Source organism: Cellulosilyticum lentocellum DSM 5427 (assembly GCF_000178835.2).
Classification (GTDB): Bacteria; Bacillota; Clostridia; order Lachnospirales; family Cellulosilyticaceae; genus Cellulosilyticum; species Cellulosilyticum lentocellum.
In genome coordinates this window covers 3,331,615-3,358,223 of the sequence record NC_015275.1, presented here as the reverse complement: position 1 = coordinate 3,358,223, position 26,609 = coordinate 3,331,615, and the positions used below count along the sequence as shown (strand labels likewise).

The 26,609-nt window shown below is 33.5% G+C and carries 24 protein-coding genes; 17 read left to right on the top strand and 7 right to left on the bottom strand.

From position 1 onward, the window contains the following. The first annotated feature begins 52 nt into the window (after window positions 1-52). Window positions 53-1,072: a threonine aldolase family protein gene (locus CLOLE_RS15495; protein ID WP_013658072.1), complete on the top strand. Its 1,020-nt coding sequence runs from the start codon at window positions 53-55 to the stop codon at window positions 1,070-1,072. A 128-nt stretch (window positions 1,073-1,200) separates the two neighbouring features. On the opposite strand, the gene CLOLE_RS15490 is transcribed toward CLOLE_RS15495, so the two are convergent. From CLOLE_RS15490 to CLOLE_RS15475, 4 genes are all read right to left on the bottom strand, one after another. Beyond that, entirely contained in the window at window positions 1,201-2,526 is a 1,326-nt protein-coding gene (locus tag CLOLE_RS15490; protein ID WP_041713050.1) for a hypothetical protein, read from the bottom strand. Window positions 2,527-2,617: 91 nt separating this feature from the next. After that, window positions 2,618-3,199, bottom strand: a complete 582-nt coding sequence (locus tag CLOLE_RS15485; protein WP_041713048.1) for a hypothetical protein — start codon at window positions 3,197-3,199, stop codon at window positions 2,618-2,620. A 105-nt stretch (window positions 3,200-3,304) separates the two neighbouring features. After that, the gene (locus CLOLE_RS15480; protein WP_013658069.1) at window positions 3,305-4,024 is read right to left on the bottom strand and encodes a protein kinase family protein; all 720 of its coding nucleotides are present in this window, start codon (window positions 4,022-4,024) and stop codon (window positions 3,305-3,307) included. Next, entirely contained in the window at window positions 4,017-4,271 is a 255-nt protein-coding gene (locus CLOLE_RS15475; RefSeq protein WP_013658068.1) for a hypothetical protein, read from the bottom strand. Before CLOLE_RS15475 ends, CLOLE_RS15480 begins: the two co-directional genes overlap by 8 nt. Window positions 4,272-4,637: 366 nt before the next feature. On the opposite strand from CLOLE_RS15475, the gene CLOLE_RS15470 reads away from it, so the two are divergent. The 7 genes from CLOLE_RS15470 (at window position 4,638) to CLOLE_RS15440 (ending at window position 10,854) form a co-directional block, all read left to right on the top strand. Continuing rightward, window positions 4,638-5,207, top strand: coding sequence for an HD domain-containing protein (locus tag CLOLE_RS15470; RefSeq protein ID WP_013658067.1), 570 nt, complete (start codon window positions 4,638-4,640; stop codon window positions 5,205-5,207). 106 nt (window positions 5,208-5,313) lie between these two features. Then, on the top strand, window positions 5,314-6,009 hold the full coding sequence (locus tag CLOLE_RS15465; protein ID WP_013658066.1) for a flavodoxin family protein: 696 nt from the start codon (window positions 5,314-5,316) through the stop codon (window positions 6,007-6,009). Window positions 6,010-7,031: 1,022 nt separating this feature from the next. Continuing rightward, window positions 7,032-8,114, top strand: a complete 1,083-nt coding sequence (locus CLOLE_RS15460; protein ID WP_013658065.1) for a S66 family peptidase — start codon at window positions 7,032-7,034, stop codon at window positions 8,112-8,114. A gap of 46 nt (window positions 8,115-8,160) precedes the next feature. Further along, on the top strand, window positions 8,161-9,213 hold the full coding sequence (locus tag CLOLE_RS15455; RefSeq protein ID WP_013658064.1) for a hypothetical protein: 1,053 nt from the start codon (window positions 8,161-8,163) through the stop codon (window positions 9,211-9,213). A 16-nt stretch (window positions 9,214-9,229) separates the two neighbouring features. Further along, on the top strand, window positions 9,230-9,712 hold the full coding sequence (locus CLOLE_RS15450; RefSeq protein WP_013658063.1) for a GNAT family N-acetyltransferase: 483 nt from the start codon (window positions 9,230-9,232) through the stop codon (window positions 9,710-9,712). Window positions 9,713-9,837: 125 nt separating this feature from the next. Then, a complete protein-coding gene (locus tag CLOLE_RS15445; protein WP_050794690.1) occupies window positions 9,838-10,347 on the top strand; it encodes a nitroreductase family protein in 510 nt (169 codons plus the stop codon). 144 nt (window positions 10,348-10,491) lie between these two features. Next, window positions 10,492-10,854, top strand: a complete 363-nt coding sequence (locus tag CLOLE_RS15440; RefSeq protein WP_013658061.1) for an MmcQ/YjbR family DNA-binding protein — start codon at window positions 10,492-10,494, stop codon at window positions 10,852-10,854. 110 nt (window positions 10,855-10,964) lie between these two features. On the opposite strand, the gene CLOLE_RS15435 is transcribed toward CLOLE_RS15440, so the two are convergent. Both CLOLE_RS15435 and CLOLE_RS15430 read right to left on the bottom strand, forming a co-directional pair. Next, entirely contained in the window at window positions 10,965-12,752 is a 1,788-nt protein-coding gene (locus CLOLE_RS15435; RefSeq protein ID WP_013658060.1) for an ABC transporter ATP-binding protein, read from the bottom strand. Next, a complete protein-coding gene (locus CLOLE_RS15430; protein WP_013658059.1) occupies window positions 12,742-14,490 on the bottom strand; it encodes an ABC transporter ATP-binding protein in 1,749 nt (582 codons plus the stop codon). The genes CLOLE_RS15435 and CLOLE_RS15430 overlap by 11 nt, the downstream gene beginning before the upstream one ends. A gap of 470 nt (window positions 14,491-14,960) precedes the next feature. Here CLOLE_RS15430 and CLOLE_RS15425 point away from each other — a divergent pair, with 470 nt between their 5' ends. The 6 genes from CLOLE_RS15425 to CLOLE_RS22005 all read left to right on the top strand — a co-directional run bounded on the left by CLOLE_RS15425 (window position 14,961) and on the right by CLOLE_RS22005 (window position 22,892). Further along, window positions 14,961-16,934: an LTA synthase family protein gene (locus CLOLE_RS15425; protein WP_013658058.1), complete on the top strand. Its 1,974-nt coding sequence runs from the start codon at window positions 14,961-14,963 to the stop codon at window positions 16,932-16,934. A 300-nt stretch (window positions 16,935-17,234) separates the two neighbouring features. Next, entirely contained in the window at window positions 17,235-18,431 is a 1,197-nt protein-coding gene (locus CLOLE_RS15420; RefSeq protein ID WP_013658056.1) for an MFS transporter, read from the top strand. A 76-nt stretch (window positions 18,432-18,507) separates the two neighbouring features. Next, complete coding sequence (locus tag CLOLE_RS15415; protein ID WP_013658055.1) at window positions 18,508-18,795, top strand: hypothetical protein; 288 nt, start codon at window positions 18,508-18,510, stop codon at window positions 18,793-18,795. 193 nt (window positions 18,796-18,988) lie between these two features. Next, entirely contained in the window at window positions 18,989-19,351 is a 363-nt protein-coding gene (locus CLOLE_RS22010; RefSeq protein WP_013658054.1) for a hypothetical protein, read from the top strand. A gap of 80 nt (window positions 19,352-19,431) precedes the next feature. Further along, a complete protein-coding gene (locus CLOLE_RS15405) occupies window positions 19,432-21,354 on the top strand; it encodes a suppressor of fused domain protein (protein WP_013658053.1) in 1,923 nt (640 codons plus the stop codon). 221 nt (window positions 21,355-21,575) lie between these two features. Continuing rightward, on the top strand, window positions 21,576-22,892 hold the full coding sequence (locus CLOLE_RS22005; RefSeq protein WP_013656278.1) for an IS4 family transposase: 1,317 nt from the start codon (window positions 21,576-21,578) through the stop codon (window positions 22,890-22,892). Window positions 22,893-23,123: 231 nt separating this feature from the next. Here CLOLE_RS22005 and CLOLE_RS15395 read toward each other — a convergent pair whose 3' ends face one another. After that, window positions 23,124-23,636, bottom strand: a complete 513-nt coding sequence (locus CLOLE_RS15395) for an FUSC family protein (protein ID WP_013658052.1) — start codon at window positions 23,634-23,636, stop codon at window positions 23,124-23,126. 187 nt (window positions 23,637-23,823) lie between these two features. On the opposite strand from CLOLE_RS15395, the gene CLOLE_RS15390 reads away from it, so the two are divergent. The 3 genes from CLOLE_RS15390 to CLOLE_RS15380 all read left to right on the top strand — a co-directional run bounded on the left by CLOLE_RS15390 (window position 23,824) and on the right by CLOLE_RS15380 (window position 26,608). Then, window positions 23,824-24,342, top strand: a complete 519-nt coding sequence (locus CLOLE_RS15390; protein WP_013658051.1) for a GNAT family N-acetyltransferase — start codon at window positions 23,824-23,826, stop codon at window positions 24,340-24,342. A 56-nt stretch (window positions 24,343-24,398) separates the two neighbouring features. Further along, entirely contained in the window at window positions 24,399-25,436 is a 1,038-nt protein-coding gene (locus tag CLOLE_RS15385; RefSeq protein ID WP_013658050.1) for a M42 family metallopeptidase, read from the top strand. A 257-nt stretch (window positions 25,437-25,693) separates the two neighbouring features. Further along, window positions 25,694-26,608, top strand: a complete 915-nt coding sequence (locus CLOLE_RS15380; RefSeq protein ID WP_013658049.1) for an ABC transporter ATP-binding protein — start codon at window positions 25,694-25,696, stop codon at window positions 26,606-26,608. Window position 26,609: the final 1 nt, after the last annotated feature.

Sequence of the window (26,609 nt, the reverse complement as noted above, 5' to 3'; positions counted from 1 at the left end):
GTCCAATGCTATGACACAATGACAAACTTAAAGAATCAAAGGGAGAAAAATGATGTATAGTTTTAAAAATGACTATAGTGAAGGTGCTCACGAAAACATATTAAAAGCAATGGTAAACTCTAACTTAGAACAAACGTCAGGTTATGGAGAAGATACTTATACAGAAATAGCCAAAAAGCTATTAAAAGAAAAAATAGAAGATGGCACAGCCGATATTCACTTTTTTGTAGGTGGAACACAGGTTAACTTAACCGCCATTTCAGCTTTTTTAAGACCTCATGAGGCAGCTGTTGCTGCAGAAATAGGGCATATTAATGTTCATGAAACAGGAGCGATTGAAGCTACAGGCCATAAGGTAGTAGCAATGAAAGCTCAAGATGGAAAATTAACACCTGCACTTATAGAAGAGGCTTTAGATAGACATACAGATGAGCATATGGTAAAACCCAAGCTCGTGTATATTTCTAATTCAACAGAGATTGGTACACATTATAACTTAAAAGAATTAGAAGGACTTAGTGAGTTTTGTAAGGCACATGGCCTCATTTTATTTATGGATGGTGCACGATTAGGTTCTGCTTTAACAGCCCATGACAATGAAATCACCTTAGCAGATTGTGCAAGATTAACGGATGCTTTTTATATTGGTGGTACTAAAAATGGTGCATTAATGGGTGAGGCTTTAGTGATTACTAAAGAAGAGCTTAAAGCTGATTTTAGATTCCATATTAAACAAAAAGGAGCACTACTTGCTAAGGGAAGATTATTAGCCATTCAATTTATTGAGTTATTTAAAGAAGACCTATTCTTTGACTTAGCTGCCCATGCTAATCAAATGGCTAACCAATTAGCTGAAGGTATAAGAGCGGCAGGTTATAGCTTCTTAACAGAGTCAGTAACAAATCAAGTATTTCCCATTTTTCCAGATGTGCTTTTAGAGCAGCTTAAAGAGGAATTTGATTTTTCTTTCTGGGAGAGAAAAGACGAAACACATACGGTTATACGTCTAGTAACTTCATGGGCTACTAAGCCAGAAGAAGTAGAACGCTTTATAGCTTTTATTAATCAATAAGATAAAAATATGAATAAGTATTTTACAGTATCCTCTCATTAAAAAGGAGACGAAGAGAAGCCCTAGGGGCTTCTCTTCGTCTCCTTTTTTAATAATAATAGGGTATGAGGTTACTATAGGTAGATTAATCAAATAGCTTCTTTTGAGAGTTTACATGCTTGATAGCTATAAATACATAATAAGATATATCCAATAACTTGAAGATAAGATAAAATGAGTGGCATAAGTTGGTAAGAGAATAAGTAGCTATCTGTTAGGACTAAACTCATATTTAGCGTTTCTAAAATGCTAAAATAAACAAAGAAATGTAGTGTATTTTTATGTGGCCTATATAAATAAGCAAGGATGAGGCAAACAAGTGCAGGAAAAATGTAGCGTTCATGCATATGATGACCCAAAGTGAAAATACCTATAATCATTAAGGCTCCATAAAGTGCTAAGTTATTTTTAGTACTATCTTTAATGGCTAAAAAAGCAGTATAGCCAATGGAAAATAGGATACCTATGAGACCAATAAGCTTATAGCTTAAACCTAGGAAGGTAGCTGTATCAGGTGCCCAAAGACCATTAATGATAGCTATAAAGTTTGTGGCATTTAAAGAACCATAAGGATAAGATCCCATAGTTGAAAAATAAAGTTTAAAGAGCCATAAAGGGTCCTTTTTGGTAATAAGGAAAGGTAAGCAAATAAGGATGAAGACTCCAAGAGCAATCAGTCCAGAAATAAGAGTTTGCTTAATCACTGTTTGAGCTGGCTTTTCTTTACAATAGTAATAGTAACCAATAACAAAGATAGGACCAAATAAAAACATCTGTGGCTTAATAAGTAAACCTAAAACAAAGGCTATACTTGCATAAAGGAGTCTTTCGTTGTATAAGCTTATAAGCATTAAAATAACAAAAAAAGAAAAAACAATATCTACCTGTCCCCAGATACTAGAGGTTAATAAGACAGCCGGATTAAAGAAAAAGAAAGCGGCTAGTAGCAAGGGGTTTTTATGTTGTCCTTTTTCAGCATAATAATAAATAAGAAGTGTTGTTAATAAATCGAAGATGATAATAGGAAGTTTTAAAAGCATAGAGTGAAGTATATGAGTATAAGGTAATTCGGTAAGTCTTAATAAAATACCAATAGGCCATAAAATAAGTAAATAGCCAGGAGGATAATCAGCAAATTGCATGGACTCATAAAAACTTCCGGGACCGTAATTAGCCATGCCCAAAGCCCATCCGGACCAACAGGTCATATCTGTAGGATGTCCGGTATAAAAGAAAGCCAAAAAAATGCGTAAGCAGATACCTGATATGAGCAGAAGGGCTAGCTTTGTTTTAGAAGAAGTCCTTTGATTAGTACTTAATAAAGTAAATTGTTTGTAAGTACGAATGTAAATAATACTATAAATAATCATTAATAAAAGTACGATATTGGCAATTAATTGAAATTCATTTTCCATGATAATTTCCCTTTGGCAAAGTTTTAGCAATATATTAGCACAAAAATCAGATTCTTCCAAGGGATAATAATCATTAGAACATTTTGATGGGTTAAACCTGATTAGGTTTGGCATGAGTGAATATATCCTCAATGTATTTTTCATAGTTTTCTTTTTGTGTGTGTTTATTTCCGGAATAAATTTTATGTGAAGTAACGGCGCTATTTAAAAGAGTAGGTGTTAATGAGGTTAAATGATGAAATCTGCCTATGTCGTATAAATTTCTAAGTGTTTTACTGATTTTTAGAAGTGAGTCATAGTATTTGCCATTAGCAAAGCCCCTAAGTTTTGAGGCATCATGGGTTTTTGCATAAAAGAAAAGTGACTTAGCTAGCCACCCATGTTTAGCAAAGCCATCTTTAGTCGTATAGGATAGAACAAAGTTAAGGTAATCAGTAAACTCTGTAAATGGACCAGTGGTGGTTTTTATACCAACAATAGGATACCATAGGTCTTTGATTTTCCCACTATTGGTCCCAGAAGAGCTATAAAAAGCAAGAGTTACCTTTTCTATGCCATAAGGGTATTTAATGTCTACATTAATTAAGCCTATCATCCTAAATGGCGATACCGTATAAACATTGACTTTAAAACTATCTTGATATATTCTAATTATTTCACTTGAGTTTGACATCATTATCACCTGAATCAAATTTATAAAATGTAATAAAGAGATAAACCATATAGTTATGGAGGGCGTAACTATATGGTTTATCTTTAAAGTTAAGGTTTATGCAAACTATAAGAAGCTTTCTTCGAGTTCTTTGAGATCACTTCTTATCTCGTCAAGTTCTACATAGCTTTCTTTAATCTCCAATAGTCGCTGAAGAAATACCTTTTCTTTTTCTGTTAAGTCCAGTTCTTCGTACCAAGGTCTTTCTTCTTCGGTTTCATCAAAATAATAGGAGGTGTAATATAAATGAATTAAAAAATCCCCTAGATACCAGTAATCCATTTTTTTTACATATTTTTTATTGTCTATATAGCGAGCTAATCCAAAATCTATTAATATGAGTTCATTACTATCTGTTAAGATAACATTGGGAGGTCTAATATCACGGTGAACAATATTGTTTTTTTGTAGTATGGCAATAATGTCTAACATTTTAAAGGCAATTTCATAGATTTCTTTTTTGGTAAACTGATGGCCATCTTCCATGAGTAAATCTTCAAAAACTTGACCTTCCATATATTCTAATATATAGCCTTTTGCATTAGGAAGATTAAATTTTCCTATAAACTTAGGAAAACAAGGGGAGTCTAATTTTTTTAATAGTACTTCCTCGTAAAATAATTTTTCTTTTGTTTCCCTAAGCATATTTTTTTTGAGTTGTTTAATAATATATTTTTTGGACTCATGACTTTCAGCTAGATAAACTATGCCATATCGCCCTTCAGCCAACATCTCAGTAATAGAGTATCCATTTATTTGTTCTCCGGGTTTATAATATTTATCCATATACACAACATCTACTTTTAATTAATTTTTTACGATTATCTGCTAAAAGAACGGCTACGACTAAAAGAACGACTACGACTGAAAGAACGGCTACGGCTAAAAGAACGGCTAGAAGAACGTCTTGAACGGCAACGGCAATTTCTACGGCCCCATGAATTGCAACCACAACGATTAAAACAATCACTTGAACGGCGACGACACCTTCTGCAACGTCTTGACCTACGACTAGATCTTCTAGAAGAGTCACTTGAACTACTATTAGAGCGACTTACTTTGAAATGATTATGCCCTCTACATGAATCTGATCTTAAACAACTCATAATACCATCTCCTAATAATATGATTTAACTAGAATATATATGGATATATTGTAGTCATGGTACATTATATGACTCGTATTTATTTGTTGTGACAAGTTTAAAATTTTTTAGACATAAAGTTATCTAGTTGTTATCCTAAGTTCACATTATGAAAAGGAGACTTCACTTTTACATTTATGTCTATGGAGTGGATAAATTAACTCTCTAATAATGATTAAAGAATTCTAAATATAATGTTAATTGAGTGTATTAAGGTTATAATAAAGAAGATTAAATGAGTGGAGGAGGAAATGATGATAAGTTTAACTGAAGCTAATCAAATTTTTAAGGAAGCTTGCGAGTTGAATAAAGGTGATTGGATAGAACATTCCCAGAATGTTGCTAATCTAGCAAGAAAAATAGCTATAAAATCTGGTTTGAATTCAGAAAAAGCCTATATTTTAGGTCTACTTCATGATATTGGAAGAAGAAATGGAATAGTGCAAGCAAGACATGCCATTGAAGGGTATAAATACATGGTGGATAGATGTGAAGAGGTAGCTAGGATTTGCTTAACCCATACCTTTCAATACAAAAATGTGATGGGTATATATGATACATGGGATTGTGCGAAGGAAGAGATAGAAATGGTTAAAGATTACCTAGAGCATATTACATACGATGATTATGACAAGCTTATTCAATTTTGTGATGCAGTTTCTCTAGTTAAGGGATATTGTATTGCTGAACAAAAGATGGTTAGCTCTGTTCTCAAATTTGGATTTAAAGAAACCACTATAGCAAAGTGGCAATCTATACTGTTACTAAAATCCTATTGGGATAGTAAGGTAAGTGAAAATGTATATGATTACTTTAACGAGTAAGAGGTAGAAATAAACATAGGAATCAGTTCTATTACTTCATAGAATATGGAAGTGCCTATGAAATAATTATGTAATATAAGAAGACTCATGGAAAGGAATAGAATAGATGAATATTGTTATTATTAATGGAAGTAGTAGAAAAAATGGTGCTACAGCAAAAATATTAAAAGAGATATCAAATGTATTAAATACATATAGTAACATGAATATTCAGTTGATACATTTGTCGGATATAAAGATGGAATTTTGTAATGGATGTTATTCTTGCTACAAGACGGGAACATGTTTTATTCAAGACGATGTTGAGCAGATCATAGAGCTTATTTCAAAAGCCGATGGCACCATAATAGGAACGCCAACTTATGAAAGTAATATATCAGGACAACTAAAGGTGCTAGCAGATAGAGGACATTTTGTTTTTGAACAGTTGTTACATCAGCAATATGCATTGACAGTCACCACATTTGAAAATTATGGTGGAGGAGCAGCTTCAAGAATTTTAAATAATCTAATGACCTACTCAGGAGCAACATTAAGTGCAAGTATCAAGAAAAAAATCCTTTTTAATGAAAACCCTTTAGATGCAGTAACAAAGAAGAAATTACAGAGGGAAGTGAGAAGATTTTACCTAGATATAGAAAAAAGGAAAATACATCCTTTTCAATGGGTAAAGCAGAAAATAATATTTGAAATGGGTATTAAGCAATTTGTATATAAAAAAGCAGCAAAATATACAGGAATATTTGATGGTGTATTTAAGCATTGGGAAAATAAGCAAATTAATTTTAAACATATACAATAAGAATTGTAGATAATAAAATGGTTGCTAAATGAAGAGGGTAAAAGAGCTATTAGATTAGATGCTTTTTCAAAAAATCCCTTTGCACTAAAAATGTATATAGCACTAGGATATACTGTAGTTGGGGAAACTCACTGGAGAAAAGGGTTATTTTACTTAATGGAAAAGGTATTGATATAGAAAGAATAGATTTGGAGTGATAAAATAAATGATAAAGCTTATCCACAATATAGGTAAAATCAGTAATATAGGAGAGGCAAACAAATAGAAATTTGTCTGAGTGCTTATGAAGAATGCTGCTGAGCAGAAATGAGAGGATAAGGGCTACCTTCCGGAATTCCGCTTCGTATTTTTTGAAGCACTAAGGCTCACTTTTTTGATGAACGTGCGAGAACTCCTTTCAGTCAAACACTCGCACTAAAACCCATCAAAAAAGTTCGCCAAGTGCTTCTAAAAAATACTACGAAGTCATTCCTCCAGGCAGTCCTTATCCTCTCATTTCTTACAAGCATCATTGACCTCATAAACGTTCAAGACCCTAAACGAGAAGTACAGAAAAGAAATAATAACAATAAGTGCCTACTAAAAGTACTCAAAAGTCATCCCACTAGGACAGGCACACTCTCTCAGTTCTACAAACAATAATGCGTAAAGCTTGATACATTATTGCTATGGGTGCCTGCCCCAATTCTGAATATTTTTTAACTGTCATTACGCCTTCTTTCCACGCTTCTTCACTGTCTTGGATGTTTATGAGGTCAACAACGTTTATGAAAATGAGTGGGTATGGGTGCATGGAGTAGTGACTTGGGAGCATTTTTCAGAAGCACTTAGTGAACGTTTTAGATGGGTTTTAGGCAACTGTTTGAACGAAGTGAGTTCTGCCGTTCATCTAAATAAGTGAACTTAGTGCTTCAAAAAAATGTGAACCGGAACAACGGAAGGCACCCATACCCACTCATTTTCTCTCAGACGTACTTCTCATAAACTCCAAGACAAATTTCTATTTTAAAGGGAGGAATAGTATGAATAAGCCATATCAATTAGTAGCAGGAGACAAAGTAGCCATTGTAAGTTTATCCAGTGGCATACTTGGAGAAGCATTTTGTAAGCATCAGATTGAATTAGGGAAAAAGCGCTTAAAGGAGTTTGGGCTAGAACCTGTTTTTATGCCCAATGCGTTAAAAGGAATAGAATATATAAAAAATCATCCTGAGGCAAGAGCAGAAGATTTAAAAGCAGCGTTTTTAGATGATTCAATAAAGGGGATTGTTTGTGTAATTGGAGGAGATGATACTTATCGTTTATTACCTTATTTAATGGAGGATCAGCTCTTTATTAAGAAGGTAAAAGAAAGCCCAAAACTTTTTACAGGGTATTCTGATACGACCATTGATCATTTAATGTTTTATAAGTTAGGGATGGTAACCTTCTATGGTCCTAATTTTCTGTGTGACTTAGCAGAGCTAGGAGAACAGATGTTACCTTATACAAAAACAGCTTTTGAGCTATATTTAAAAGAGACAGATGAACCTCCTATTATACAATCAAGTGCCCTCTGGTATGAAGAACGTACAGATTTTTCTGTAGATGCAATAGGAAAAGAAAGAAAGGCTCATGTTGAGACAAGAGGCTATGAACTTTTGCAAGGACCCAAAAAGTTTCAAGGGAGATTATTGGGAGGATGTATAGAAAGTCTTTACGATACCATATCTAATAATCGTTATGAAGATGAAAAAGCAGTATGTGAGAAGTATGGTATTTTCCCTAGTTTAGAAGAATGGCAGGATAAAATATTATTTCTTGAGACTTCAGAGGAAAAGCCATCTCCAGAAGAACTAGAGAAAGTACTTATAGCATTTAAGGAAAAAGGCATCTTTCAGGTGATTAATGGCATTCTTGTAGGAAAACCACAAGATGAAACTTATTATGAAGCATACAAGTCGGTGTATTGTAAGGTAGTAGATAATGCTAATTTACCAATTGTTTACAATGTGAATTTTGGGCATGCACACCCTAAATGCATTATTCCCTATGGGATTGAAGTTGAAGTAGATATGCAAAATAAAATGATTAGCTGTAAAGAACCACTATTTAGGAGTAAGTAGAGGGAGTTTAAGATGAATTTAGGGGTTAAATTAAGGAGGGGGAGCAATGCCACAGGGTACAATAAAAGCCTTAATGAAGAAAGGTATGCTTTTAAAAGTAATAGTAGGGGGAATTATTGTTAGTAGCATGGTTGTTATCATGTTTTTAGGAAAGGACTATGCAGAGTCAATATTGGATAAACCCTTTGTTTTAAGAGAAAATGGAGATAATGAGAACTATTTTACAAGAGTATTTCCACCGGTCTGCAATATAGAAGAATTAACTTTATATAGGACAGGTGGATATATTGAAAACCAATGGTACAGGAATGGGACTTTTATTGGAAGGCATAAAGTTATCAGTATGTATTGGGGATATGTAGGCAATCAAGTTGTGATTTGTTTATGCCCAAGTTTAACATATGACCCAGAAGAGTTTGATACAACTAATCGTATTGCTAATAGAATAGAAAAAAGTAAGGGTGGTTTGGCTGATGAAATGTTAGATGATTACATACAATACTTAAAGACTCAAGGTGTAGAACTTACCCGAGATGATTTTACACCCACTATGTTAATCATTACAGATGAAGATGACATACAGATAAAAAGATACTTCCTTTACTTAGCAGGTATAATATTTACAGGCATTTTTTTAATGTGGTTAAAGCAACTTATAGTATTTATCAATTTAAAATGGTATAAGGGGATAAGAGAAGCTTGTAAGCAGTATGGTGATTTAGAAGATTTATTTCAGCAGATTGAAAAAGAGGTATGGATCTATTCTAATAAAGGATGCTATTTTAGTAAAGAATGGCTAATAGATATTAAAAAGAAACGTATCATTAAGTTATCAGATATCGTGTGGTTTTATTTAAGACATAATGAGGGGGTTTCTAGAGAGGAAATAAGGGCATCGTTGTATTCTAGAAAAGGAAGTAAATACGTTTTTAAATTTTCAGATCAAGATGATGCAGCCTTTTTCATAGAAGAAATGAAAAAGATCATTACTTGGTGCGAGGCACGTTATTCAAAAGAAAAATTAAAAGTCTGGAATACAAATAAGCAAATTATTATTGATGAAACACTATCTCATAGTCATTTAGAAGTGGCTGATTAAAGGAGGAATGCTCAAGATGAATAGTGGACCAAGATTTAGATATGCAGAAGAAAAGGATGTAGCTTTAATTCTGAGCTTTATTAAAGATTTAGCAGAATACGAGAAAATGTTAAAGGAAGTAGTTGCTACAGAAGAAGTGCTCCAATACTGGCTATTTAAAGAGAAGAAGGCAGAAGTGTTTTTTGTTATGGAAGACGAAAAAGAGGTAGGATTTGCTTTATTCTTTTATCATTTTTCTACTTTTCTTGGACAAGCAGGTATTTATTTAGAAGATTTATTTGTGCTTCCAGAATATCGTGGTAAAGGCTACGGGAAAGCGATTTTAAAGCAATTAGCAAAGATTACTATAGAGCGTGGCTGTGGTCGCCTAGAATGGTCATGTCTAGACTGGAATAAACCAAGTATTGACTTTTATTTATCATTAGGGGCAACACCTATGGAAGAATGGACCACCTATCGTGTAACAGGTGATACTTTAAAGAAACTATCAGGGCAGTAATGCGACAATTAGCTTACATATGGTTTAATATACATAAGGTCTTAAGTCATATAGTGGAACAAGACTGTTGGGAAAACAATTATAATAAAGAAGCTTATGATTTACACTTAGTAAGGGGGAAACGTATGGAATTAGAGGAAGTGATGTACAAAAGAAGGAGTTCAAGAGAATTTCTAACAAAGGAAATAGCAGATGAAGACATAGATACTTTAACGCACTACGCTATGAGTGGACCAAGTGCTTGTAATAAAAGGCCGTGGGAGTTTTACATTATTAAAAATGCAGGTATTAGAGGAGAGTTAAGGAAGGTAACAAAATATACAGACTATGTGTCACCACTTATTATTATTGTTGCTGGTAACACAAAAAGGGCACTTGCTTTGCAGCTCAATGATTTTTGGATACAAGACTGCTCTGCAGCAATAGAGAATATTCTACTCGGGGCAACATCCTTAGGTATTGGTTCTTGTTGGTGTGGGTTAAAACCACAAGTAAGACCAGTAAAAAAGGTTCAAACTATTTTAGGTATAGAAAAACACATTGTACCACTAGGTTTAATTCATTTAGGTTATACGGCTCAAGAACCCGAGCAAAGAAGTCAATATGATAAAAAAAGAATACATATCATGGAATAACATATTTGGGGAACTTCTATTATTAGTGAGGGAAGAGTGTATGGAATTAGAGAAAGTCGTATATCAAAGAAGAAGTTCATCGTCGAACTTATATCAATATTCGTAATACGAAGTAAAATCTTTTACTTAAAGGAGTGTAAGAAAATGAAATATGAATGGATTGATCAATATCTTCTAGAAAAAAAGGGTGTTACTAAGGATTTGAAGAAGGAATGGAATTGGATACGTTATTTGTTAGGGGATAAAATGTTTGCAGCTATTTGTTTGGATGAATGCGATAAACCTTGTTATATTACTTTAAAATTAGATCCATTAGAGGGGGATTTTTTAAGGCAACAGTATGCTGATATTATTCCAGGTTATTATATGAATAAAGAGCATTGGAATTCCATTAAACCAGATGGGAATGTTCCTGATGAATTGATGAAAAACATCCTAGATAAGTCATACCACTTAATATTGTCTAAGCTAAGTAAGAAGAAGCAGCAAGAGCTACTTCAGGGGTAAAATGCCCTATATATTAATAAATACAAAAACATGTCTTCAAAGAAGCATTAAAGCTTAATGAAGACATGTTTTTTAGTATCTAAGAACTATTTTACGATAGCTTCTCTTTATTATGCACCTTCACTTAAAAAGCGATACTGTGCTTTATATAAATTGTAATAAAGTCCCTTCTGCGCTATGAGTTCCTCATGTGTCCCACATTCAGCAATATTAAGGTCGTTAATCACCATAATCTTATCGCAGTCACGAATGGTAGATAAACGGTGAGCAATAATAAAGGAAGTTCGTCCTTTAAGAAGTTCCTTTGTTCCTTCTTCTACTAAGGTTTCTGTTTGTGTATCAATATTAGAAGTTGCTTCATCTAATATCAAAATACGAGGATTAGCCAGTAATGCTCTAGCAAAAGCTAATAGTTGTCTTTGCCCTAATGAAAGTCTAGAACCTCTTTCATTAATCTTCGTTTGATACCCATCTTCTAGGCGCATAATAAAGTCATGAGCATGAACAGCTTTAGCAGCAGCTATGACCTCTTCGTCCGTAGCATCTAGCTTACCATAGCGAATATTCTCCATAATGGTATCAGAAAACAGGAAGGTATCTTGAAGCATAATGCCCATTTGCTCTCTTAAAGAACCAAGCTCTACTTCTTTAATATCATGTCCGTCAATTAAGATACGTCCCTCGGTAGGATCATAAAAACGGCTAATCAAAGATATAATAGTTGTTTTACCAGCCCCAGTAGGACCTACTAAAGCAATTCTTTCACCAGGTTTAATCATAAAATTCACGTTGCGTAGCACTTCCGTTTTTTCATCATAAGCAAAGGAAACTTGCTCAAAACGTACTTCACCTTCGATAGAAGAAAGTGAAGGTGCATCTGTTTTACTATAAATGGTAGGTTCTACATCTAAAATATCAAAAATACGGTCAGCTGCTGAAAAGTTAGAAATCAGCGTATTATAAAAGTTACATAGATTCATAATAGGATTCCAAAACATTCCTACGTACATAGAAAAGGCCAGCAGAGTACCAATCTGAATTTCTCCAGAAGTAACCAATCGGTAACCAAACATATAAACTAAGACAGCACCTAGACCAGCAGAAATATCAACTAATGGCCAAAATAAATCATTAAGCTTGACAGCATGAATAAAAGAAGAAGAAAGTTCACTAATGATTTCTTTGAAGTTACCTGCTGTTTGCTTTTCTTCTGCATAAGCTTCTACGACCTTAATACCAGAAAAGTCTTCGTGAGTAAAAGCATTCATAACAGAACGTTTGCTACGGTAAGCATCCCATCTACGTCTTGAGAAAACTTCAATATAAAACATGGCACCTATTAAAAATGGCAAAATGATTAAGCAACCTAAAGCCAATTTTACATTTAAAGCTAGCATAAAACAGGAGATGCCCACTAGTGTAAGAAGTTCTGGAATGAGGGACTGAATACTTTGAGTAAATAAATTCTGAAGTGCATTTACATCACCCATAATGCGAGCCAGTATTTTACCCACAGGCCTTGAATCAAAGAAATTAAAAGATAAGCCTTGAATGTGGGTATAAAGTTGATGACGGATCTCTACTAAAATTTTATTACTTACCTCTGCTACTAAAATATATCGTATTTTAGAAAAGCCCCAAGCAGCTAAGTTACAGGCGCATAAGAAAAGTCCCATAATCAGAAGACCGTTTACATTTTTATCAGCTACATAAGTATCTATAGCCCTTCCTAAAAGGAGGGGATTAATTAAATTACAAAGCATCACTAAGATCATGAGTGAAATAACAATTGCACTTTTTCTTTTATAAGGTTTTAAATAGCCTAACAATCGTTTAATGAGCTGAGACTTGCTTCTAGATAAAACCTTTTCTTCTTTTCTAATGTTATTAGCAGACATAAGTCGCCTCCTTTAACTGCTCCTCAAAGCTTTCAAATTGCTTTTGATAAATGGCGTAATAACGACCACGCTTTTTGAGCAATGTTTCATGGTTACCTTGTTCTACGATTTTACCGTTTTCTAAATAAAGAATGATATCAGCATTTTTTACAGCAGAGATACGGTGAGCAATCATAAAGGTAGTTGTTTGATAATTTTTTTCTTTAAGATGAGTGAGAAGCTCATATTCAGTTTCAGTATCTAAAGCTGAGGTAGCGTCATCTAAAATTAGAATAGGTGCTTTCCTTAAAATAGCTCTAGCAATAGCGAGACGTTGTTTTTGGCCTCCGGATAAGCCAACGCCTCTTTCTCCTATTTGTGTACGATAACCTTCTTCTAATTCTGCAATAAAAGGTGTTGCACAAGCTAAATCACAGGCAGTTGCAACTTCTTCCATAGAAGCGTTTGGTTTTCCAAAGCGTACATTGTCAGCAATAGTATCTGAAAATAAGAAAGTATCTTGCATGACGATGGACATATTTTGTCTGAGTGTATGTAAATGCCACTTTGAAAGTGGTACGCCATCAATGAGGATTTCACCACTAGAGGGCTCGTAATAGCGTCCAATTAAATTTAAAAGTGAGCTCTTACCAGAACCGGTAGTTCCCATAATGGCTACAGTACTGCCTGCTGGAATGTCTAGGTTAATATGTGATAAAACTTCTTCACCCTCGTTATAATGAAAGCTTACATCCTTAAAGCTAATATGTCCGTTAAGGGTATCTGGACAGTAAGCATCATCAGGACTTGTGATTTCTGCTGGTCGATCTAGTATGGCAAAGATTTTCTTAGCAGAAGCAGAAGTACGAGAAAGCATATCGGTAAGCCACCCTAGTTGACGAAGTGGCCAGACGATATACCAAATGTAAGTATTAAAGGCTGTTAAGGTACCTAAAGTCATTTCTTCTTTGAGAACCATATAACCACCGAAGATAATCATGGCTACCAAAGCGGTATTAGTGAGAAAGTCAATAATTGGAAAATACTTAGACATATAGCTTGCTTGCCTCATGTTAAGTTCGTAGTAACGCTTATTTAGCTTTAAGAATTTTTTGACTTCATATTTTTCACGAGCAAAAGCTTTAATTAAGCGAACACCTGCAATATTTTCCTGAGCAGTGGTATTAATCACTGCTGTTTGATCACTGAGTTCTCCATAGCAAGCACCAAAAAGCTTTTCTAGCTTAAGGGTGATAAAGCCAATGGGTATTAAAAGGATTAAACAAATAAAAGCTAATTTAGCATTTAAGCTAAATAGAATAATAGTGCTTAATACAATATAAAAGATATTTTCAATAAGTAATCTCAGCCCAAATCCTAAGGTTTGCCAAATGTTTTCTAAATCTTCACCGATACGAGCCATAAGCTCACCTGTATTCATATGATCGAAATAAGCAAATTCAAAGGATTGAATATGATTAAAAAGCTGATTTTTTAAATTGAGATGTACTTTAGTGCTCATCAAATCATAAAGAAATTCCTTGGTGTAACCCAAGATAGCTTTAAACAAAGCTAAAACCAAAAGCCAAATCACTAAAGATACGACCAAATTGCTTTTACCGCCCAAGATAGCATCATCAATAAAAGATTTCTGAATGAGTGGTACAATCTGATCAATACCAATAACCGTAAACATGGCTAAAGTGGCAATACCAATCATGGCGGGATATTTAAAAACATACTTAAAAACACGAAGCATAAAACGTAACCTCCCCTAGAAAATATATTTTTGGCGTACAAAAAAAGGCCATGTTAAACCATGACCTTTTGGACGCAATAAAATATTAAAAAATTAATCAAAAAGGATATTCATGGTGAATAGCCTATCCGGAAATAGAGATAGGACTAATAACATTATTTAATTTTGTAAAGCCATACATACGAACATTTTTACGATTATTAAACATTAGTCCTACCTCCTTCTTTAAAATTTGAAATCTGTGATTATTATATACATAAGTATAATATTAAGTCAATGTTAAAATTTTAATTGTTAAAATTTGATTAAGAATGTACCAGTAGAAAATTTTCTTGTTAAAATAGCTAATAACTTATAAAAATTGCCAGGAAGTTTAGTCATTTAAATGGTTGATTGCAACAGAATTTATGATATATTAGAATTTGATATTTAAAATAGAATGCTATGGGGAAAAAGAGAGGGACGGTAGGATGTTACTCATTTATTTAATTGCAGCACTTTACTATTTAGAAAGTGTTTTTCGAATAGTGTTTAGTGGCAAATTTTTAAGTTCAGGACTGTTTTATAGCTTATTATTTGCTGTGCCAGTAGGTGTATTATGCTATTTGATTTGTACGGCTTTCAAAGAAGAAAAAAGGAATACGGTAGGTTGCACTTTATTAGGTGTGATTACTTTTGTTTTTATATCACAGTTCATTTACTATAAGATTTTTAGGATGTTTTATACCTTATATTCAGCATCTAATGCAGGTCAGGTTTTTGAATTCTGGGAAATTATCATGATTAAATTAAAGAATGATATAGGACCAATCTCATTAATGCTTGTACCATTTGTATTATTACTTATTGTTAAAAAGTGGATTAAACCATTTAAAGTAGTAAAGACTAAAGAAAGATTTGCTTTAGGAGGTATAGCAATACTAGCACAATTGATTGCTGTAGGGTTCCTTCATTTAGGAGCGAAGGATGCTTATTCTCCTTATGATTTATATTATCAGCATCATTATCCTATTATTGCAGCAGAAAAGCTTGGCCTTATGACGACTTTAAGATTAGATGCTAAGCGTACTTTATTTGACTGGAACCCAGGTCTAACAGAAAGCAATCAAGAAGTTGTTCTGCTTTCACAAGCACCTGATGATGATATGGATTTTCCAGATAGTAGCGTACCAGCTATGAGCGAGAATGTAGAAGAAAATGTTGATTATAATGAGTTAGATATTGATTTTGATAAACTTATTGCAGAAGCAGATTCAGAAGAGATGAAAGCTATGCATACTTACTTTAAAAACGTAAAGCCTACAGCTAAAAATGAATATACGGGGAAATACAAAGGTTATAATTTGATTACGATTACAGCGGAAGGCTTCTCACCTTATGCTATCAGAGAAGATTTAACACCAACACTTTATAAGCTTTCCAAAGAAGGCTATCAGTTTACAAATTTCTATACGCCATTATGGGAATTAAGCACTTCAGATGGTGAATATGCTCTATGTACAGGGCAAATTCCAAAGAGTGGTATATGGAGTATGGCAAGTTCTGGAGCTAACGCAATGCCATTTACTTTAGGAAATCAGCTTGCAAAGGAAGGCTATAAGACTATGGCGTTCCATGACCATGACTATGATTATTATGATAGAGATATTTCTCATCCTAACCTTGGCTATGATTATAGAGCTAAGGGAAAAGGGTTAGATATAGAAGAAGCTTGGCCAGAGTCTGATGTAGAAATGATGGATGAATCTGCAGCCGAGTATGTTCATGATGCACCTTTTCATACGTACTATATGACAGTAAGTGGTCATATGAATTATTCCTTCTCAGAAAATGACATGTCTAAGAAAAATGAGGATTTAGTCAAAGACTTAGACTTATCAGAGACAGCCAAAGCTTATTTAGCTTGTCAGATTGAATTAGATAGGGCTATAGAAAGTTTATTAAAGCAATTAGAAGAAGCTGGCGTATTAGACCATACTTTAATTGCAATTACACCAGATCATTATCCTTATGGTCTTAATAATGAGTATATTAGCGAACTAGCTGGTAAAACAGTAGATGAAGATTTTGGTATTTATAAAAGTACTTTTCTTCTTTATACACCTGGCATGACACCTACAGTAATCGATAAGCCTTGTTCTAGCCTAGATGTATTACCAACCTTATCTAACTTAATGGGCCTTGAGTATGATTCTAGATTATTTGTAGGAACAGATATTTTCTCTTCTTCAGAGCCATTAGTGATGCTTTATAGTCGTAACTTTATTACAGGTAAAGGGCGTTATAATGCCTTAACCAAGGAGTTTACCACAGCTATAGGTGCTGATGTAGATGAAGATTATGTAAGAGATATGATTGATACAGTAGATGCTAAGTTTTACTATTCAGCCAAGGTACTGGAAGAAAATTATTACGAAAAGATTTTATCAGCTATAAAAGAATAAGCATTGTATTTGACAATGTGATATAGTACAATGCAAACATAGTGATAAAAAAGAAAGGAGCTTATGTTATGAAACTTTTTGCTATCAAACAAGGATACACCCCAATGGCAAGTAGCAGTATGTCAAAAACAGGTATGTTACTGTGGGTTGGGGATACTATGCCTTTTTTTAGAAAAAAGTGATGACATTAAGCTTTTTTTAGGTAAGTAGCTCCAACTCTAAAGAGGTTTCTTCAAAAGAAGGACCTCTTTTATTGTGCAAAAAAGAAACCAATAAAACAGAGAAAAATAGGAGCGAAATATGAAACGTATACAAAGAAATATTTTTATTAATTATATTTATACTGGCATTAAGTGCATGGATATGACGAGTTCCATTTGGGTGTTATATTTAGCTTATAGAGGGATGAATTTAGCTGAGATTGGACTTTTAGAAGGCATATTTCATTTGACTAGTATGCTCTTCGAGATTCCAACAGGTGCTATAGCGGATTTATTAGGTAGAAAGAAAACAATTGTATTAAGTAGGATAAGTGCTTTAATAGCCACCCTTCTAATGATTAGTGCTAATGGTTTTTGGGGTTTTGCGATAAGCTTCATTTTTTCAGCCGCTTCTTTCAATCTAAGCTCAGGCTCAGAAGAAGCACTGGTTTATGATAGCTTAAAGCAACTTGGAAAAGAAGAACAGTATGTTAAAGTAAATGGTCGTTTGAATTTTATTATAGAAGTGACTCAAGGTATAGGTGCTTTTTTAGGCGCATTACTAGCTGAAAGATCGTACCTGTTAAGCTATAGTATTGCTATTATTTTTACTATAGTGGCACTGTTATTAGCTTTAGGTTTTGAAGAAGCTCTTATTTATGAAAAAGAGGAAAAAGTTAGTTTTAGAGTGCACTTTAAGTTAACTATGCAGCTTATTAAAGCTAATATGGAACTAGCCTTTTTGCTAGTCTATTATCCAATCATTTTAGCGATTTCAGCTATTATTTATTTCTATGGACAGCAGTATTTTGCAGAACAAGGAGTGAGTAAAGTAGGCATTGCCATTATTTTCTTACTCAATAGTGTTTTAGCTGGAGGAGGGGCTTTGGCCTCTAATTACTTAGTTAAGAAATTAAGGCACCATACTACAACTATAGTAGCTTTACTCATAGCGGTATGTATGGTAGGCTTTTATTGGAGTGAGCAGTGGTTTAGTATAGTGCTATTTTGCTTTATAGGTGGATTAACAGCTGTTTTACAACCGATTAGTAGTGGAGCTATGAACAAACTCATACCTTCAAAACAACGAGCTACTTTAATTTCAGTACAAAGCATGGCGTTTTCTATTATGATGATTTTATTTTTTCCACTATCAGGAGTAATAGGTGATTTAGTTGGATTGAAAGTGACCTTTGTTTTACTAGGACTTGTTTTAGTAATCTGTGTTGGTATTGGATATAAAATAAGTAAGTATTTCCTAAGTTATAAAGGTGATAAAACGTATGTGCGTATATAAAATGGGAAAGCTAAGAATAAGTGCCAATAGGCAATGAAGACGGAAATGGATAATGAAAATAAGGAGGAACAAACAGATGGTTATCAAAGTAGATTTTGATTATGATGCAGATTATATTTATTGTCCGGATGGTGTATCATTAGATATGGATACGCTTATTAGAAGGTTTAATAACTGGATTTATGATGAAAGTATTAATCATCCTTTTTGGATAGATGATACACATTGTGGCGTTTGTTATCGTGGTGATGCAATCGCTTATTGGCTGAACGAATGTGTCTTAGAGAAAAACCAAGATGCAGCTAAGGTAATAGAGCAAATGATAAAAGAAGATAAAGCCTATGATTACGCTATTATGTTATAAAGTAAGTTAAATTGAAAAGCCAAAAGGATAAAGGTCCTTTTGGCTTTTTGTTTTAAGCAGAATACTTGTCATAGTATTATTGCATTGATGAATATTTATATTTATAGTAAAATAATTATAAATATTTAAACTATTGGGTTGTAATACTAGCCCAATCGTTCTAATCTTCAATAAATGAAAGTGGGGAGAGTATATGTCTAAGGATACATCTATACGTGATTTTGGAATTGGAGTTGTACTAGTTATTATAGGGCTTTATAACATTTTTAAAAATACTACTATTGGAGTTATATGGATTAAGCAGTTATTTGGGTTCAATTTGCCAGGAGGAGCAGTAACGATTCCGTTATTAGTAGGTATTGCTATTATCTTTTTTAATCATAAATCACCTATAGGTTGGATTATTACTGCTATTGGTGCTATTGTCATTATGATTCAAATCATACTTAGTTTAAATATTATTTTTCATGCAACCAGTTTGATAGATTATATCTTAATGTTTGGTGGTACTTTTGGCGGGTTAGGTTTAATAGCAAAGGCACTTCTTCGCCACTAAATAATGATAAAAATCCTCTAGCTTAATTTCTTTTGTTTGTCGTATAATAAGAAAAGATAGTAGGATAAGGAGGAAGAAAATTGGCAGAAGAAAGAGAATCTCGAATGAAATACATAGGACAGCTTGTGACCTTATTCGCATTAGAAATCCTTATGCTGTTATTTAGAATAGCAGTACCTATAGGCGCTACTATAGGTGGGTTACGCGGAGAATACCAATGGCTTATTAGTGAAGTCATTTATATGGTCATAGAAGGTTTCTTAATTATTATATTAGTCAATCATCTTATTTTTAAAAATGCTTATAAAGAAATGGGTATTATAAGTTTTAAAGAAAATATTTTTTCATTATTAAGCAGTTTATGCTACCTAGGTATAGCAGCTGGTATTACTTATGCACTCAATTATATCTCAGGAGGAAAAAGTGCTTATAGTGTCACTTATATCATAACTCATGTTTTAATCTTTTTTGTAAGTACTGCTTTTTTACAAGAAGTGATTTATAGAGGATGTATCTTGAATGACTTTTTAAAGCTAACGGGAAGAAAAGCCTTTCTATCGATTTTAGGAGCTACTTTGCTTTTTATGTTGATTCATGTGCCCCTTACCATGCTAGAAACTAATTTTGAAAGTTTATTTGCAGGTAATATAAGTCAGGTAGCCATGGTATCATTTGGGATAGGTCTTTATTTAAGCTTACTTTATTATTGGACTAATAATTTATGGATTTGCATCATTATACACGGGACTTATAACTGTATTAATGTAGTAGCAGATGGCTTGTTACAACCTGTTTTCAAAGTTGTTTATATTTTTGGAGCGATTATTTATCTTTTATATGCAGGTATTCATTATATGAAAGGTGAGGTAATAGAAGACGAAGAAGAAGATGATGATGATCTGGAACAAGTCGTAGAAGAATCGATAAGTAAGTTACCAGCTACTGAAGAATCAGAGGGTGGTTTAGCATATCAGATGATACAAGGGATAGAAGAACTAGAAGAAAAAGAAGTAGAAACTGAGATTAGTAGTAAAACGACTAAGCTAGATGAAAAAGCTAGTTTTTCAGAGGATTTAAACAAGACAGCTATTATTCCTATGGAGGAACAAAATAAAGACTTGAGTGAAGCAGCTATTATGTCCTTAGCACATCAAAAAGAAGACTTAAGTAAAACAACTAGATTTCCTATAGAAAAGATAGAACAAGAAAGTAACCAAGTCGATTTAAATCAAACAGCTATTATTAATTTAAAAGATTTAGAAGCTACAGAGGAGCAAGAAGATCTAAGTAAGACGGCTATTATTAAAGTTGCGGATTTAGAAGCTGCTGATAGCAATTCTAAGCCCGCGAAAAAAGTAGTAGACTCAAAAGAAGGGGTTGTAACGAAGTTTAAAGAAGAACCAAGCTATATGAATCACTTAGAACGTTCCTTAGGAGAATTTGAAAGCATTTATAAACAAATAACGCCAACTGATCCTCCTATAGATATCTTATCTTTCCAAGGGGAAAAGTTTAATGCCCTAGTGACCAATGGCATGCGTTATCTGCCTATGAATGTACCAGAGTATCTTAAAGGAAATGCTTATGCAGAGCTTGTTATGTTTATAGATAAAAGCTTTGATATTTCAGATGAAGGATTTTTAAAAGAAGAAAATAGTTGGTTACTACAAAGCCTAAGAGATTTAGCAATGTATCCAAGACTGACTAATAGCTATTTAGGCTGGGGACATGCAGTTGGAAATGGAGAAGAGAGAACGCCTTATTATAGCGGTAGTGATTTATGTGGTATGCTGATTTATCCACCTGTTGTTCAAGAGGATATGAAGTTTTATACCTTTAAAGAGGGAGAAAAAACAACTTACATTTATAATGTTATGCCTCTTTATACAGAAGAAATTGACTTTATATTAAAGCATTCTGGTGATGCTTATTTCGATCGCATTCGTGAATTAGGGATCTCACAGGTAATTAAGAAAAACAGGCCTAATGCTTGTTTAGAATAAAGTAGTGTAAAAAATAAGTTAGCTTGTTATTTAACCAATGTCATTAAGTTAAGATGACGAAAAAAGATCTCTATACCAATCAAATGGTATAGGGATCTTTTTTTGAAAAAGTAGTTGACAAGACAAAGAAAATGTGCGGCCGCTCTCACTACTGATTGAATAAAGAGGTAGTGAGAGCGGCCCTTGTAATTAAAGGAAACTTAGTTACAAGGAGGACACATATGAAACCCAAACAAATTAAAAAGCTTTTAGTAGATGAAATCCAAAAGATAGCTGACAATCCGCAAGATTATTGTACCAATCCAGGTAGTGATTTTTTACGCAAAAGGAAATTGCCCATGAATAAAATTTTAGCTGGAATTATTGGAATGGGAAGTGGGAGCCTTACAAACGAATTATTAGATCTATTTGGTGCATCTGCAGATACACCAACTTCTTCTGCGTTTGTTCAGCAGAGAAAAAAGATAAAGCCTGAAGCGTTTAAGAAGATATTTGACGGCTTTTCAAGTAAACTTATAGATAACTTTAATGAAGATATGCCCATACTTGCTGTTGATGGGTCTGATGTACAGATTCCTACCAATCCTGATGATTTAAATTCATTTCATTCTGGAAAAGATGGAAGAAAATCATATAATCTTCTGCATATAAATGCGTTGTATAATATAAATTATTCTATTTATCATGATGTGATAATACAAAAATCTAAAGAAAAGAATGAACATAACGCTCTACAAGAAATGGTTGATCGTTCTGAAATTCCTAAAGCACTCGTGATAGCTGATAGAGGTTATGAATCTTTCAACAGCATGGCTCACATTCAAGAAAAAGGATGGTTCTTTCTTATTCGTGTCAAAGATGGAATTAATGGTATAAAGAATGGATTGGATTTACCCAAAACAGACTGTTTTGATATTGATATTTCTTTAAAACTTACAAGAAAGAAAACGAATGCAGTCAAAGAACTTTTCAAAGACAAAAATCATTATCGAAGTGTTTCTTCAGCCCAACCGTTTGATTATTTACCACTTAAAAACAAGAAATCTGAACCTGCTAAATTCTATGAATTACACTTCCGAATAGTGAGATTTCCTATTTCAGAAACTTCCTATGAAACAATAGTTACAAATCTAAACAGTGAAAAGTATCCTCCTGATGAGGTAAAAAAACTGTATGCTTCTCGTTGGGGGATTGAAACATCTTTTCGAGATTTGAAATATACGATTGGAATGTTAGATTTTCATTCAAAAAAGGTGATGTGTATCCAACAAGAAATCTATGCACATATGATAATGTATAACTTTGCAGAAATGATTACATGGCACGTAGTCATTGAAAAAAAGCAAAGAAAGCATACATATAAAGCAAATTTCTCAGTTGCAGTGCATATGTGTAGGTTATTCTATCATGGAAAAGCAACATCACCTGATTTAGAAGTCATAATCGCAAGAAATCTCATTCCTGTACGGCCTAATAGGCATAGGGAACGAAACTTAACTATCAAGCTTTTTCATGGCTTCCTTTATAGAGTAGCATAAATCTTTGTAAAAGAATATAAATTTTGAGGCAGATGCAAATCTGTCTATTTGTGGTACCTGGAAATAGAAAAAGAAGCTGAAGAAATAAATCTTCAACTTCTTTTCCTAGGGATGCGTTTCTATCACAATGTTAACTTAATGACATTGGTTATTTAACAAGCTAACTTATTTTTACGTGAAGTCATTTTTGCAAGATAGAAAAAGTATTTGTTTCACTGCTAAATATAAACACTAGCCTACCTTTTTATGAAAATCTTTTGGGGGAGTGACAAAATGATTAACTAATAAACCAATTATAATGCCAAATAAAGTTTCAATAATACGGTTTAAAGTATAGTGAACAGGTGCCTTATAGGCATTGGCTGTTGTTACAGCTAAAAACACAATACAAGCAATAGGGATGCATCCTTGTCGTTTAAGTAGGTTAAGAAGATAAATGATGGTGATAATACCTAATGCAATAATAAGGTAAGTACATAAAGTACCTAAGTAGGATATGGGAATCGTTTGTTTAACAAAGCGGCATACATAAAGAAAACATAGACCTATAGCACCTCCAAGTATTGTACCAAAACCACGAATAAAAGCCATCTTGCGAGAGTTGCTAGAAGTATCTTGCAAGCAGAAAATAGTAGTCATACAAGCAAAAAAAGGCTCAGCTGGAAAAAGTGATAAGCATAAAAAAACAGCTAATGCCGTTTTAGTTGTACGTAAACCAATCTTGGGTAAATCAGGTAATTGCATAAAAATAATCCTTTTCAATCTAGTTTAATTTAAATCATTATCAATAGAATTATGTTAACCTTAAGCGGCTTATTTTGTCAATATTGTATTTAGGGTTGAAAAATTAATTTGAATATTGTATATTTATTGTAAAAGTTTACAAAGTTTTGGGAAAATATAAAATCAACTGATAGGAGAGGGGACCTTGATGTTTGTAATAAAACAAATACAAAGAGAACAAGTAGGGCTTGTAGCTGAGATTATTAGGGAAGCCTATAAAGAACAAGCTAGATTGCTTGACATAACAAAGGAGAATTATCCTAGTTATGCAGGGTTTGAAAGTAAAACGGATATAGAAGAAGCACTTTCAAAGGGCTTCAAAGTTTGTTTGCTTTATGAGGAAAAGCAAGCGATAGGAACCATACGCTACTGGATAGATAGGAATAATAAAGAAAAAGGGTATATTAGTCGTCTGGCAGTGTTACCTACATTTTGTAATAAGGGAGGGGGCTCACTCCTATTGAAACATGCTGAAAATGCGTTATATGCTCGAGGTGTGAAGCGTATAGAAATTTGTTTTATTAAAGATTGTAAGGAATTTGAAACTTTTTATAAGGAGAGGGGCTATAAAGTAACGACCGACTTAATGGTAAATGCCTTGCCATATGGCGTAAGATATATGGAACTTAATAAAGCTACTAATTGTCTGGTTATGGATCAATGTTAGGTGTATTCATCCTAAAATAGTTGTATACTATAGAGGAAAGAAAGGGTGAGTGAGACATGAATTTAGACATTAACAAAGACTACGTCTTAAATACAGCTAAGGAAATATTAGCACTGCATAGTCCTAGCGGCTTTTGTTATGAAGTAATAGATCTTATTAAGCAAAAAGCAAAAGCGTTTGATTATGCCTTTGAAACAACCAGAAAAGGTTGTGGTATTATTACCATTCCAGGGAAAAGTAAAGAACAAGTGATTGGCTTATCTGCTCATGTAGATACTTTAGGGGCCATGGTACGTTCGATTACTAGTGCTGGCACTTTAAAGTTTACTTTAATTGGTGGACCTATTCCTGCTACTTTAGATAGTGAATACTGTCAGATACGTACTAGAGAAGGGAAAGTTTACACAGGGACCTTTTTAAGCACAAGTCCAGCTGCTCATGTTTATGAAGATAGCAAAAGTAAAGAACGTACACCAGAAAAAATGGAAATCCGTATTGATGAAGTAGTTCGTACAAAGGAAGATGTATTAGCCTTAGGTATTGAGTCAGGGGATTTTGTTTTTATTGAACCTAAAACAGTTATTACAGAAAGTGGCTTTATCAAATCACGTTTTATAGATGATAAAGGAAGTGTAGCAGCGCTCATGGGACTATTAGAGCTTTTACACCGAGAAAATATACAGCCACACTTTACAACTAAAATTTTTATTTCAGTTTATGAAGAAGTAGGACATGGTTCTAGTTATATTCCAGAAGATATTACAGAAATGATAGCAGTGGATATGGGATGTATAGGTGAAGACTTGAATTGTAGTGAATATGATGTTTCTATTTGTGCAAAGGATTCAGGTGGACCCTACGACTATGAAATGACTACAAAATTAGTAGAACTAGCTAAAGCAAACAACTTAAAGTATGTAGTAGATATTTATCCTATGTATGGTTCTGATGTAGGTGCTGCCCTTCGTGGTGGCAATAATATAAGAGGTGCATTAATTGGACCTGGTGTGCATGCATCTCATGGGATGGAGCGTACCCATTATACAGCCCTAGAAAATACCATTAAACTGTTATATCTATACCTAACTCATTAATAGCAAGTAGTAGAATGTTGGCTAGGGAATAAGCAATAGCTATTTAAATCAATGATATGAGCCAAATTTAAAATACCAATGTAAGCGTCACAGTGCTACAAGCCTGTGATGCTTTTTTAGATGGAGCGTGCATTTCATACCCCAAAAACTTCAACTTAATAGGTCGAAAAAGTAACTTAATGGGTAAGTTATTGCTGAATGAGCTACTATTACCTATAGTCATAGTATAAAGATCATAAAAGGGAAGGGGAAATAAGATGTACTGTATAGAAGTGAATCATTTAGTTAAACAGTTTGGAGAGGTTAATGCTGTAGATGATATTAGTTTTAAAGTAGAACAAGGGGAACTCTTTGGATTTCTTGGTATTAATGGAGCTGGAAAATCTACTACGATTAATATGCTTTGTACGCTTTTAAAAAAAACATCGGGAGATGTTTATATTAGTGGGTTAAGTTTAGGAAGGGAAGATAAGCGTATTAGACATAAAATAGGAGTTGTCTTTCAAGGAAATACTTTAGATGAACGCTTAACAATCCGTCAAAACTTATATACAAGAGCTTATTTGTATGAAAGCAATGGTGAAAAGGTTAAAGCTAATATTAATAAGGTATGTGATATTTTTGATATTGGTGAACTGTTAAATAAAAGCTTTAAAGAACTTTCGGGAGGACAAAAGAGACGTTGTGAAATTGCAAGAGCTTTATTGAATGAACCGGATATTTTGTTTTTAGATGAACCAACTACGGGACTTGATCCTCATACAAGAAAGGTTGTATGGGAGCTTATTGAGGACTTACAGAAAACAAGGGGAATGACAGTCTTTTTAACGACTCATTATATGGAGGAAGCTGTAAGAGCTCATCATGTAGCAGTCATGGATGCCGGTAAAATAGTAGCTTTTGATACACCACAGCAGCTTAAAGAAAAGTATGCTAGTGACCAGTTGAAATTAGTACCCAATCACAAAACAGAGATACTTAACTACTTAAAGGCAGGTCATTTTGCTTTTGAAGAAGAAGGAGCAAGTATCAATGTAGAATTACCTAATAGCTTAAGTGCTATAGAAGTACTCCAGGATTTGAAACAGTTTATTACAAGCTTTGAAATGGTTCAAGGCACTATGGAAGATGCATTTTTGAATATTACAGGAAAATGTTTGAGGGAGGCATAGA